Origin of the sequence: Bacillus kexueae (assembly GCF_022809095.1) — a bacterium.
Classification (GTDB): Bacteria; Bacillota; Bacilli; order Bacillales; family Aeribacillaceae; genus Bacillus_BZ; species Bacillus_BZ kexueae.
The window spans coordinates 82,258-95,074 of record NZ_JALAZE010000006.1 but is presented as its reverse complement, the minus strand read 5'-3'; the positions used below and the strand labels follow the sequence as shown (position 1 = coordinate 95,074).

The following is a 12,817-nucleotide window of genomic DNA, read 5'->3' as shown; positions in this document are numbered from 1 at the left end:
TCTTTCACCTAACCTTTATTTCGAATAATCATCATGCTTGTAATGAAGATGATTGAAAAGCCAACGAGCGCTAAAAATGGAATGGTCGCAAAGCCGAATAAATTAATGTATTCTCCTGTGCAAGGGACTTGTCCACACGCCGGAGCTGTACTTTGGAAAAACGATACCTTTTGAATAGCATAATGATAAATTGAAATGCTACCCCCTATCGCAGATAAGACAGCTGAATATAGGGCAATGCTCGCGTCTTTTTTTACAGTTGCGATTCCTAAAATTATGACAAGAGGATACATGAAAATACGTTGGTACCAACAGAGCTCGCACGGAATAAACTTCATAACTTCTGAAAAAAACAAACTCCCTAACGTGGAAATGAGCGAAGCACCCCATGCGATAAATAATAAATTCTCTTGTGATTTTTCCTTCATAAAAACCCTCATTTCCTAATTACGATATCCATTCGTATTATAGAATAAGTAAACATTATTTGTAAAAGGAAACACAAGAACATTATACATATGATTTGTGAAAAATTAGTGAAAGAAGAAAAAAGTTTTTTTCAAGTAATAATTTACGCACTCCCGTTCAAACTATGTAGGAAAGGAGTGAATCATCATGAATAATATTCAACAAATTATGAGTAAAAACGTCGTTTGTGTTTCGTCAAACCAAACTGTTCAAGAAGCAGCACAATTAATGAACCAGCATAATATCGGTTCAATCCCGGTCGTTGAGAACGGACAAATTAAAGGAATCGTAACGGATCGCGACATTACAACACGAACAACAGCACAAGGGATGGATGGTAATACACCTGTGTCCCAAGTGATGTCTTCCAATATCGTTACGGGAGACCCAAACATGAGCTTACAAGAAGCAGCACAACTCATGTCACAAAATCAAATCCGCCGATTACCTGTAGTTGAAAACAATCAACTCGTTGGCATGGTTGCCCTCGGAGATTTGGCAACAAACCAACAATCGAATGAATCCGCAGGGGATGCATTAACGAATATTTCAGAGAATAATCGAACGAGTTAGAAAAGAGGGCGTCTTATTTAGACGTCCTTTTTAGTTGGGAACTAAAAACAATTTCCATGTTTGTTGGTTGAATTTTCGAAAAATAGTTGAAATTTAAATTTGAATTTCATAAAATGAAAACAAACATAATAACGTATTATATAAACATTATTACGTTATAACCACTAATGGAGGTTGAGAAAAAATGAAATATTTTTTAGACAGTGCCAAAATTGAAGAAATTCGATACGCGTATGAAAATTGGGGGATTGAAGGAGTTACAACAAATCCTCGTCACATTATGAATAGCGGTAAACCTTTTCTAACTGTGTTAGAAGAACTTGCGAGTGAATTTAAACACGTTTCAAACTTTCCAATTTCTGTTGAAATTAACCCTCATCTTGAAGATCCGAAAGAGATGGTAAGCGAGGGAAAGAAAATTGCTAAACTCTCGGATAATTTTATAATTAAAATTCCTTGTACAGAATCTGGGCTTATTGCCGCAAAAGAGTTAGAGTTTGAAGGGATTCGTACAAACATAACACTTGTATTCTCTCCTTCCCAAGCGCTTCAACCAGCTCGGATTGGTGCAAAATTCGTTTCTCCATTCGTCGGCTGGAAAGAGAACAGCGGAGAAGATACAGGTCAATATATTCAAGATATAGTAAATATTTATAAAAACTATGGTTACGATACAGAGATTATTGTGGCAGCATTGCGAAACGGAAAACAAATTGTAGATGCGGCAAAGACTGGAGCTCATATTGTCACTTGTGGTTTTGAAGTGTATAAGAATAGTTTCTACCATGCATTTACGAATCATGGACTCGATGTATTCCGTAAAGCATGGGATGAAACAGTAAAAGAAGAAGTAATGAATTAGAGAGTTTAAGAGAGGAAAAACGCTCGCGTTCAATATGATTTCAATTACGTAATGAATCGCAAGCGTTTTCATCTCTTGATCAAGGACTCTAGTTATAATGGAGGATTAAATGACTTATTTAGAACGAATACGAATATGTAACCAATCCATTCCTATATACACTATTCATAACAACCTTTTTAATCAGTATGGTAAAATAATGAAAATTGACGCGGATTTTATGGAGCTTTTTCAGTGTCTTGAAGAAACGAAGATACCGAATGATGGGAATATTTACGTAGCATCAGATCAAAAGATGGAACAGACAAAGGTTAAAGAAAAAGTCAAAAGGGATTATTATGGAGACCTATCAATCCAAATTGGCTACTGTAACGGTCATAATGAGTATTTAAACGCATTGGAGTTTCATAATGGGCATGAGTTGTTCCTTGCAGGTACCGATTTGGTATTACTGTTAGGAACAAGGGAAGAGATGGTAGGAGATTTTTTTTACACGAAAAATGTAAAGGCTTTCTTTGTTCCGAAACATTCATGTCTTGAGATCTATAGTACAACGCTTCACTTTTCTCCGTGTCAGGTCACAACGGAGGGGTTTAAAAGTATAATCATCCTTCCAGAAGGAACGAACACTCCCTTACAACATAGAGAGCAGAATGATCTGCTATTTATGAAGAATAAGTGGTTATTAACTCATTCAGATTGTGAGAGATTAGTAGAGAAAGGTGCATTTCAAGGTCTCTTAGGGGAGAATATTCACATTTGTCCGATTACATAATCGGTTATAAAGGGGGATTAATTGTGGGTAGTATCTGGTTTACGCTAATTTCGTGCGTGTTTTTCATGTTTTTAGTAGCGATTATTTCGTATTGGAAGACAAAAGGCGAAGTGAATGACTCTACTGGATACTTTTTAGCCGGTCGAGGATTAACGGGTATCTTTATTGCTGGTTCCCTTTTGTTAACAAATTTATCAGCAGAACAGTTGATAGGCTTAAATGGGCAAGCATATCGAAGTAATTTATCAAACATGGCATGGGAGGTTACAGCCTCATTTGCCATCGTTATCATGGCGCTATATCTTTTACCCAAATATTTAGGAGGGGCTTTTACTACATTACCGGAATTTTTAAGTAATCGGTTTGACGAAGGAGTTCGTCGATACACTGTTGTATTATTTATGTTAGGATATGTCTTTGTTACAATTCCTTCCACCCTATATTCAGGGGCTCTTGCAATACTTAAAGTCTTTGATGTTCCTGAAATTTTGAATATTTCTTATTCTCAGTCTGTTTGGTTACTTATTTGGGTTATTGGAATCATTGGTGCGATTTATGCGATCTTCGGTGGACTTAAAGCGGTCGCTGTTTCTGATACTATCAACGGAATTGGACTATTAATTGTCGGTATTCTAGTTCCAGTGCTAGGTTTTATAGCACTAGGTGATGGTAGTTTCCTTGATGGGATGAAAAAAATTGCTGTGACACACCCTGAAAAATTAAATGCAATAGGATCTAGTACGGATTCTGTACCATTCGGAACCATTTTTACTGGAATGATTTTCGCCAACTTGTTCTATTGGGGGACAAACCAATACGTAATTCAAAGAACTCTTGGAGCGAAAAATTTAGCGGAAGGTCAAAAAGGAGTACTTCTTTCTGGTTTTTATAAATTGAGCGTACCATTTTTAATGATGATTCCGGGTGTCATAGCATTTCACCTGTATGGTAACCAATATGATCCAGTAGATCTAGCTTACCCTGCATTGGTTGCAGATGTCTTGCCTACATATCTGTCTGGATTTTTCCTCGCTGTACTTTTAGGAGCGGTGTTTAGTTCTTTTAATTCACTATTAAATAGTGCAGCTACAATGTTTGCGCTGGATATTTATAAACCACAATTCAACCCGAATGCTTCTGATGAGAAACTAATTAAGATAAGTAAAACATTCGGTTGGCTTATCGCAATTGTATCTTTCTTTATCTCCCCACTTCTGATGAATGCACCAGATGGATTATGGGATTTGATTAGAAGGTTTACTGGATTTTTTAACATTCCAATTATTACAATCGTTCTAGTTGGATTACTAACGAAAAAGGTTCCTCCAATTGCAGCAAAAATCGTCATCGTATTCCATGTTGTCACTTACTATATGCTCGTATGGGGATTAAACCAGCTATTTGGCATTGAAATTACATTAAACTTTATTCATATTTATGCCATCTTATTTACAGTTGAAGCATTGATAATGCTAGTAATTGGTCGTTTACGTCCACTTGAAAAGGCGTATCAATATGCACCGAATGCAAAAGTATCTATGGTTCCATGGAAATATTCGTTGTTAACGGTAGTCGTTTTATTGGCGATGGTTGTGGCGGTGTATGTCACTTTCTCACCAATTGGCTTAGCTTATGAAAATGGGGTTGTTTCGTCATATTATTGGCTATCAATGATAGCGCTTACTATTGTAACGGTGATTTTAGGTGTTTTATCTGTTAAAAGGTGGACTAAACGTTATAGTCAATATCTGCAAAATCAACATCAACAAGTGATAGATCAAATTGATAAACTCGCATAATGAGGTGAAGTAGGGAATGAATACCCAAGTTTTAAAGAACGAAGGAATGACTGTACAAATGAAAGATGGTGAGTGGACGGTATATTGGAGTGGAGAACCCATTCTTTCTCATCGTGTTTCTGATCCATTGCTTTATGTAGGAATCGGGAAAGAAAAAGTGGAAATGTACCGAGGTAACTTCCAGATTGAGGATTATCTTTTAGAAAGAATTCCGCTTCGATATAGTCAAGTAAAAGAAGTAGGAGCAGGATATTGCATAGATTTCTATATGCATATTGATCAAGAGCCAGTTATGACGTATTTACTGAAGGTAACGGATGAGAAAATTCACCTACAATTATTAAAATCGAATGAAACCTATAACCGCTATTGGATTAGAATTGAAGCTTCAAAAGATGAAAAAGTATATGGCTGCGGTGAACAAATGTCTCATTTTAATTTGAGGGGGAAGAATTTTCCTCTTTGGACGTCAGAACCAGGTGTTGGCCGAAATAAAAACACGTATGTAACATGGCAGGCAGATGTGAAAGATAAAGCCGGTGGTGATTATTATCATACGAATTATCCGCAACCAACGTTTGTTTCTAGTAAAAAGTACTTCTTACATGTAGATACGACAGCATATTCTGACTTTGATTTCCGCCATGATGACTTTCATGAGTTACAAATATGGGCTGAGCCGAAAAATATAATGATTGAAGGAGCGAGTAGTTTTCTAGAACTTGTGCAGAAAGTTAGCGCATTTTTTGGACGTCAACCTGAATTACCGGAATGGACCTACAACGGAATGTGGTTAGCAATTCAAGGAGGAACGGAAACGGTTCAACAGAAATTGGATCTGGCTAAATCGTATGGCATTAAAGTGGGGGCCGTTTGGTGTCAAGATTGGCAAGGTGAGCGAATTACCTCATTCGGGAAGCGTCTCATGTGGAATTGGAAGTGGAATCGAGAGTTATACCCTAACTTGGACAATAAATTGAAAGAGTGGAAAGAACAGGGGGTTCGTTTCCTAGGCTATATCAACCCTTATGTTGCTGTTGAAGGAGACTTATTCAAAGAAGCGGAAGAAAAAGGGTATCTTGCACTAAATAATCAAGGTGAGACATATTTAGTAGATTTTGGTGAATTTGATTGTGGAGTTGTAGATTTCACAAATCCCGCCGCTACAGAATGGTATAAACAAGTAATAAAAGAGCATTTAATATCGTTTGGGTTAGATGGATGGATGGCTGATTTTGGAGAATATTTACCTACGGATGTTACTTTAAAAAATGGTAAATCTCCGATGCTTATGCATAATGCTTGGCCAGAATTGTGGGCGAAGACGAATTTTGAAGCGGTGAAAGAAGCTGGAAAGTTAGGGGAAGTTGTTTACTTCATGAGAGCTGGTTACAGTGGGTTCCAAAAATATTGTACGCTCTTATGGGCTGGTGACCAGTCTGTTGATTGGAGTCTCGATGACGGTCTTGCATCAGTGATCCCTGCTGCTTTATCATCTGGAATGTCGGGGATGGGGCTTCATCACAGTGATATCGGAGGATATACAAGCTTGCACGGAATGAAGCGTTCAAAGGAATTATTACTTCGTTGGACTGATCTAAATACATTTACCCCTGTCATGCGCTCTCATGAAGGGAACCGCCCTTATGATTGTTTCCAATTTGATGGGGATGAGGAAACGTTAAAACACTTTGCTCGCATGACCAATATTTATGTTGATTTAGCTCCCTACACAAAAATGCTCGTGAAAGAGAATGCTGAAAAAGGAATTCCTGTGCAGCGTCCATTATTTATGCACTATGAAGATGATCCAAAAACATATGAGATTCAGTACCAATACTTATATGGTAGAGATATTCTTGTAGCACCTGTATATCATGAAGGTGTAAAGGAATGGAATGTGTATTTACCAGAAGATGAATGGATTCATTTATGGACAGGTCAGTCTTTTTCAAAAGGAAATATACGAATTAGTGCAGAAATTGGGTATCCACCTGTATTTGTTCGAAAAGGCTCTTCTTGGATTGAATTATTTGAAAAGATTCGACATAAGTATGGAGAATAAATGGGGAAAGGGAAGTCAATTAAGTGACTTCCCTTTCATTTTTTTATTTAAAAATTTAAAATTGATAGAAAAATAACTTGTTATTATCTTTACATAAAAGGTTACTATCTTTATAATGGAAATATCAACAATGAAAAGGGGAATATTGGAATGTTAGAACACCGTGTACTATATGTACCAATTGGTCGTAAAACATTTGATTTACAAGTGGGAGAAGAGTATCGTGTCAAAACGATAGATTGGTTAAAAATGAATTGTTCAGAAGTATATGCACCAAGTGAAATCGTGACAAGTATAGAAGATCTAGAGTTATTTTTACGTGACATGAAAGAAGTTGAAGTCGACGCGATACTATATCAAAGTGTGACATTTGCAGATGGAGAGTTCATCCAAACAATAATAAATGAAAGGTCAGAGCATGTTGTTGTCTGGTCTGTTCGTGAACCGAGTGTAGGAGGAAGACTTCGACTAAATTCTTTAACGGGCGGTAATAGTACGTGCAATGTACTAAAAAATCATCAACACCCGTTTTCATTTTTATTTGGAAATCCAGACGAACCTAAACTTCACCAAAATTTACTGAAAACATTAAAGGTTCAATCAGTTATTCGTGATTTGAATAAATTGAAAATTGGTGTAATTGGAGATCATCCACCAGGCTTTTTCTTCTCTGACACAAAAGAAGAAGAGTTGGAAAGCGTGTTTGGAGTAATGACAGATCAGCTTGACTTAAAGAAAGCTTTTAAAGAATGTGTTCATCTTCCAGAAAGTGAATGGATGCCTGCTGTCGACATTGCTGAAAAATATGTGCATGGCATCAACAGAAATGAAGAAACGGTTCAAAGGTTTGCCCAGTTTTTTACTTATGTCCAAAAGTATATTGATACAAATAATATTCGCGCGTTGGCAATTCGTTGTTGGCCCGATTTCTTTAACGAGCTAGGAGCAGCTGCATGTACAGTTTTATCCCAGTTCACAGAACTTAAGGTCCCTTCTTCGTGTGAATCAGACATCCATGGGGCATTATCCATGTATATATTGCAACAATTGTCGGAAGGAGAAGCTCCTTACTTAGGTGATTTAGTTCATGTAAATGAAACGAATAATTCCGTTGTGTTCTGGCATTGCGGAGCTGGGGCATATTCATTAGCGCATCCCAAAACAGGAGCAAAAGCGGGGGTGCATCCAAATCGAAAGTTGGGCTTGACGATGGAGTTTGGTTTAAAACCAGGAAAAGTTACAATTTTTCGTGTTGGTTATACACCACAAGGCTACAGGATGATTATATTTGACGGCGAAGCATTAGATACAAAACAACCATTCAACGGCACATCAGTAGAAGTTCAGCTGAGTAAGGATGTTTCTGACTCGCTGGTAAAGTTAATGGAAGAAGGGGTAGAACCACATTTTGCTCTCGTATATGACGATGTGAAAGAAGAATTAGAACTTTTAGCAAAACGACTACAATTACCGGTTGTAACGATCTAAAAGGAAGAGGTTATCATCACTATGATGGAAGTAGATAGTAATAAAAATCTTCCTCTTTACTTACAAATCAAACATTTGTTAGTCAAAAGAATACGAAACAAGGAATGGAAGCCTAATGAACTAATTCCAACTGAGCGAGAGCTAATGACTAGGTATCAAGTATCCAGAACAACCATTCGTCAAGCAGTTGAACTTCTCGTTCAAGAAGGAATTTTAGAGAAAATACAAGGAAAAGGAACTGTTGTAAAACTTCCTCGATTGGTTGGGAACCAACAAGGTTTGAGAGGGTTTGCTGAACAAGTAAAGGACAAAGGATTCGCAACAAATTCAAAAGTTTTAAGAGTGATATGGGCAGATGACTTATTTCGAGAGCAAAAAATATTAAAGCTCAGTGAACAGGAATCAAAACTACTTCTAATTGAGCGGATTCGATACATCGAAACAAAACCTGTTGCCTTTGAGCGTAGTTGTTGGCCTGAAAGTATTGGAGAATTATTTATAAAAGAGGACCTTTCAACGCTCAATTTTTACGAAGTGCTAGAAAGGAACGGAATTTTTTTGAAAAGATCAAAGGATGAAATATCAGCAGTCAATGCAACAACATATGAAGCAACTTTACTAGGCATTCAGGGCGGACAATCACTTCTTCATATAAAGCGACTTAGTTTTGGTATTGATAATTTACCTATTGAATGGACACATATTAAGTTTCGAAGTGATTTTTATGAATATCAGATAAAATTAACACGATAAAGGGAGTGGGATTATGAATACGAATACGGTATTAAAACAAGAGATGTATATAGATGGTAAATGGATTGTGAAAGATGAAAGTATAGGGGTCTTTGACAAATTCTCTCAAGAGAAAATTGCGGATGTCCCTATTGCCAATAAGGAAGATGTTGACCTCGCTGTTCAAAGTGCAAAGGATGCACTTAAAAAAGAATTTTCACCCTATAAGCGCTATCTAGTTTTGAAAAAAGCAGCGGAGTTACTTCTTGAACGAAAAGAAGAATTTGCAAGCATATTGGCACGGGAAGTCGGTAAACCAATTAGAGAATCTCGTGGAGAGGTTGAACGAGCTGCACAGACGTTAGGAATTTCTGCAGAAGAAGCAAAACGTATTCATGGAGAAGGTGTACCTGTAGAAGCAGCACCAGGTTCTGAAAATCGAATGGCCTTTACTGTTAAAGTTCCTGTCGGAGTCGTTGCTGCTATTACTCCATTTAATGTTCCTCTTAATTTAGTTTGTCATAAAATCGGTCCAGGTCTAGCTGCTGGTAATAGTATGATAGTAAAACCAGCTGAATTGACTCCACTTTGTGCTTTGAAGCTTGCAAAGTTATTTGAAGAAGCAGGTTTACCGAAGGGAAGGCTACACGTATTAACAGGTCATGGCCCAGATCTGGGGAAATGGCTACTTGAAAACAGTGATGTAAATATGTTTACTTTTACAGGAAGCCCTCGAGTAGGCGAATATATTAGAGAAAGAGCAGGATTACGCAAAGTTACATTGGAGCTAGGGAATAACTCTGCAACGATTGTACATCGTGATGCAAATATTGAAAAAGCAGCCCAATTAGTGACTCAAAAAAGCTTTAATAATGCTGGGCAAGTGTGTATCTCTGTTCAAAGAGTCTATGTACATGAAGAAGTTTATGAAGAATTTTTAGAAAAAGTTATGATTCATACAAAAGAATTGAAATTAGGAAATCCTCTAGATGAAGCAACGGATATTGGCCCAATGATCAGGTTAAGCGATGCTGAAAGAGTTGAAAGCTGGGTTCAAGAAGCTGTGGAACAAGGAGCTAAAATTGAGTTGGGCGGTGAACGTCAAGGAGCTTTTTATGAACCAACGATTCTATCGAACGTCTCTCCTTCCATGAAAGTATGTCGACAAGAAGTGTTTGGTCCAGTAGTATCGATTGTTCCTTATCGAGATTTCGAAGATGCGATTGAGTGGGTGAATGACTCAGATTATGGTTTGCAAGCTGGATTATTCACAAACGATTTATCGCTTGCGATGAAGGCTGCAAAGAGTATTGAAGTAGGTGGATTAATCGTGAACGATGCATCTGCTTATCGAGTTGATCACATGCCTTATGGTGGTGTGAAAAAAAGCGGTACAGGAAAAGAAGGTCCAAAATACGCGATTGAAGAAATGACTGAAGAAAGAATCGTCGTACTAAATCTATAGGTTAGGACTCCTAAGCCATGACGTTTTTGCAAATATTACTTCCTATTTTTTTAATTTTCACAATTGGCTTTATCGGTCAAACTTTTTTGAAGTTTGATCCAAAGATGCTTTCAAAAATGGCGATTTATCTTTTATCGCCATTTTTAGTTTTTCGCACTTTCTATGAAACAAACATTAGTTTTTCATATTCTTACATGATTTTATATACGATTGGATTATGTGCAAGTATTATTATAATTCTGTATGTAATAGGATTCTTTTTAAAATACACTGAAAAAGAGATTTGTAGTTTAATTTTGTCTTCGGCATTTATGAATAATGGAAACTACGGTACACCAGTCGTTTTATTTGTCTTTGGAACTACTGGTATGAATTATGCTGTAATTCTTATGGTGTTTCAGCAACTGTTAATGGGAACTGTCGGCGTTTATTATGCTGCAAAAGGAAGTGAAAAACATAGTGGTGTAAAAAGTTCCTTACGTGCGATAACGCGAATGCCCCTAGTATATGGAGCAATGTTTGGAATCGTGTTTCAATTAGCAGAGTTGGAGCTTGGAGAGAATATCGAGAAAGCAGTTTATATGGTAGCAGATGCTGCCATCCCAACGATTATGATTATATTAGGTGCACAACTGGCAACGATATCGTTAAAAGAGATACCTTTTTTAAAGATATCGATTGCATTAGGTACACGTATGATTTTGTCGCCATTGATTGCGTATTTTATCGTATTCATGTTGCCAGTAGATGAAATATTAAAGCAAATTATGGTGTTGATGGCTGCAATGCCAACTGCTGCCAATACGACGATGCTAGCTATCGAGTTTCAAACCGATCCTGAATTTGTATCGAGCGCCACACTTATTACAACTTTATCTAGTCTAATTACTCTACCTTTCGTTATGTATGGAATAACCTTCTTGTTCTAAGTAATAATAAAAAGGTTCCGAAATCAGCTGTAGCTGATTTCGGAACCTTTTTTTAAGCCCCAATTCCAACACCAGAGAAGATTGTATAAACGATAATCATCGCAATCGTTGCGGCTATTCCCATAGGGTAGACGAGTTTCCATGGGGTTAATTCAACAGCTTGCTTTTCTTGTAATACGAATTCTGTTTCTCTAGGCTTAATTCGTCCGATTAGGAGCATAAGCGCCGAACAAAGGACGAATAAGATGGCTAAAATGTGTAAGAAATGAATGCCAGTATCCCAAACGAGTTGAGTTGCTGCGTAAATCGAAATAAATACCAGAAGAGAAATTTTAGCAGCAATGGCAGGGACGCGTTTAGTTACATATCCGATAAAGATGATAGTGAAAATTGGTACATTATAGAATCCGTTTACAATTTGTAAGTATTGGAAAAATCCTTGTGGTGCTTTTTCGATTAATGGCGCAACCGTCATCGCGAATAAAGCGAGAATAATTCCAATGACTTTACTATGTTGAACGAGCATTTTATCGGAAGCGTTCGGTTTGAAATACGGTTTATAAATATTTAGCACAAATAACGTAACCGTAGAGTTTAAAGCCGAGTTAAATGAAGACAGGATCGCTCCGAATAAAACGGCTGCAAAAAAGCCGACAAGTGGTTTTGGTAATACATAGTTTACAAGCTCAGAATAAGCATCCATCGGGTTTAATTTTGAGCCGAAAAGGTTAAACGCAATGATTCCCGGTAAAATTAAGAAGATTGGACCTAATAGTTTTAAGAAGGCAGCGATGATAATTCCTTTTTGTCCTTCTTTCAAGTTTTTAGCGGCTAGTGCACGCTGCATAATATGTTGGGCTGTTCCCCAATAAAACAAGTTAACGAGAAGCATACCTGTAAACATCGTGCTAAACGGAACAGGGTCAGTATCGGACCCAATCGCATTTAACTTTTCAGGCGTATGTTCCATAATTTTTGAGAAACCTTCGATCGGAGAACCATCACCTAAAACGGCTAATCCAAGGGTTGGGATTAATAAACCACCGATTAAAAGCCCAATTCCATTAATTGTATCGGATACCGCAACCGCTTTCAATCCACCGAATATGGCATAAATGGAACCGATGATCCCAATCGACCAAACGGTAATCCATAAGGCAGTTGTTCGGCTGACACCGAGCAGTTCAGGAACATCAAAAATCGCACTAATCGCAACCGCACCTGAATATAAAATTGGAGGTAAAAGATTAAAAACATACCCAAAGAGGAATAAAATCGTGACAATTTGTTTTGTTCCAAAATCATACCGTTCTTCTAAAAAGTCTGGAATCGTTGTAATACCGCCTTTAAGGTATCTTGGGAGTAAATACAAGGCAACGATAACAAGGGCGAGCGCAGATCCTACCTCCCAACCCATGACAGACATATTAAACTCGTAACCTTGTGCATTCAGTCCGATAAGCTGTTCTGTTGATAGATTGGTTAACATTAAGGAACCAGCAATGACCCATGCAGACAAGCTACGTCCGCCTAAAAAATAGCCATCAGCTGTCTCTAAATTTTCTTTACGAGTAAAACGGTAAGAAATAAAAGCAACAAGTCCGGTAAAAAATAAAAATGAAACGAAGGTCAAAACACCCACAGTATCCACTCCTAATCAA

The 12,817-nt window shown here is 37.4% G+C and carries 11 protein-coding genes; 9 read left to right on the top strand and 2 right to left on the bottom strand.

All coding sequences use genetic code 11. The features are described from left to right. Positions 1 to 8: 8 nt before the first annotated feature. Positions 9 to 428: a disulfide oxidoreductase gene (locus tag ML543_RS11500; RefSeq protein WP_243387516.1), complete on the bottom strand. Its 420-nt coding sequence runs from the start codon at positions 426 to 428 to the stop codon at positions 9 to 11. 187 nt (positions 429 to 615) lie between these two features. On the opposite strand from ML543_RS11500, the gene ML543_RS11495 reads away from it, so the two are divergent. The 9 genes from ML543_RS11495 (at position 616) to ML543_RS11455 (ending at position 11,156) form a co-directional block, all read left to right on the top strand. Next, positions 616 to 1,041, top strand: a complete 426-nt coding sequence (locus ML543_RS11495; protein WP_243387515.1) for a CBS domain-containing protein — start codon at positions 616 to 618, stop codon at positions 1,039 to 1,041. Positions 1,042 to 1,225: 184 nt separating this feature from the next. Then, complete coding sequence (locus ML543_RS11490; RefSeq protein WP_243387514.1) at positions 1,226 to 1,903, top strand: transaldolase family protein; 678 nt, start codon at positions 1,226 to 1,228, stop codon at positions 1,901 to 1,903. Positions 1,904 to 2,012: 109 nt separating this feature from the next. Beyond that, positions 2,013 to 2,678 carry a DUF4867 family protein gene (locus ML543_RS11485; protein ID WP_243387513.1) on the top strand — a complete coding sequence of 222 codons (666 nt, stop codon included), beginning with the start codon at positions 2,013 to 2,015 and terminating at the stop codon, positions 2,676 to 2,678. Between the two features lie 65 nt (positions 2,679 to 2,743). After that, the gene (locus tag ML543_RS11480) at positions 2,744 to 4,477 is read left to right on the top strand and encodes a solute:sodium symporter family transporter (RefSeq protein ID WP_243387627.1); all 1,734 of its coding nucleotides are present in this window, start codon (positions 2,744 to 2,746) and stop codon (positions 4,475 to 4,477) included. Between the two features lie 16 nt (positions 4,478 to 4,493). After that, positions 4,494 to 6,542, top strand: a complete 2,049-nt coding sequence (locus ML543_RS11475) for an alpha-glucosidase (RefSeq protein ID WP_243387512.1) — start codon at positions 4,494 to 4,496, stop codon at positions 6,540 to 6,542. Between the two features lie 150 nt (positions 6,543 to 6,692). Then, on the top strand, positions 6,693 to 8,030 hold the full coding sequence (sftI, locus tag ML543_RS11470) for a sulfoquinovose isomerase (RefSeq protein WP_243387511.1): 1,338 nt from the start codon (positions 6,693 to 6,695) through the stop codon (positions 8,028 to 8,030). A 21-nt stretch (positions 8,031 to 8,051) separates the two neighbouring features. Further along, positions 8,052 to 8,783, top strand: a complete 732-nt coding sequence (locus ML543_RS11465) for a GntR family transcriptional regulator (RefSeq protein ID WP_243387509.1) — start codon at positions 8,052 to 8,054, stop codon at positions 8,781 to 8,783. Positions 8,784 to 8,796: 13 nt separating this feature from the next. Then, positions 8,797 to 10,227, top strand: coding sequence for an aldehyde dehydrogenase family protein (locus tag ML543_RS11460; RefSeq protein ID WP_243387507.1), 1,431 nt, complete (start codon positions 8,797 to 8,799; stop codon positions 10,225 to 10,227). 17 nt (positions 10,228 to 10,244) lie between these two features. Next, positions 10,245 to 11,156 carry an AEC family transporter gene (locus ML543_RS11455; RefSeq protein WP_243387505.1) on the top strand — a complete coding sequence of 304 codons (912 nt, stop codon included), beginning with the start codon at positions 10,245 to 10,247 and terminating at the stop codon, positions 11,154 to 11,156. Positions 11,157 to 11,208: 52 nt separating this feature from the next. Here the strand turns inward: ML543_RS11455 and ML543_RS11450 are convergent, their stop codons facing one another. Continuing rightward, positions 11,209 to 12,798 carry a solute:sodium symporter family transporter gene (locus tag ML543_RS11450; RefSeq protein WP_243387503.1) on the bottom strand — a complete coding sequence of 530 codons (1,590 nt, stop codon included), beginning with the start codon at positions 12,796 to 12,798 and terminating at the stop codon, positions 11,209 to 11,211. Between the last annotated feature and the right edge of the window lie 19 nt (positions 12,799 to 12,817).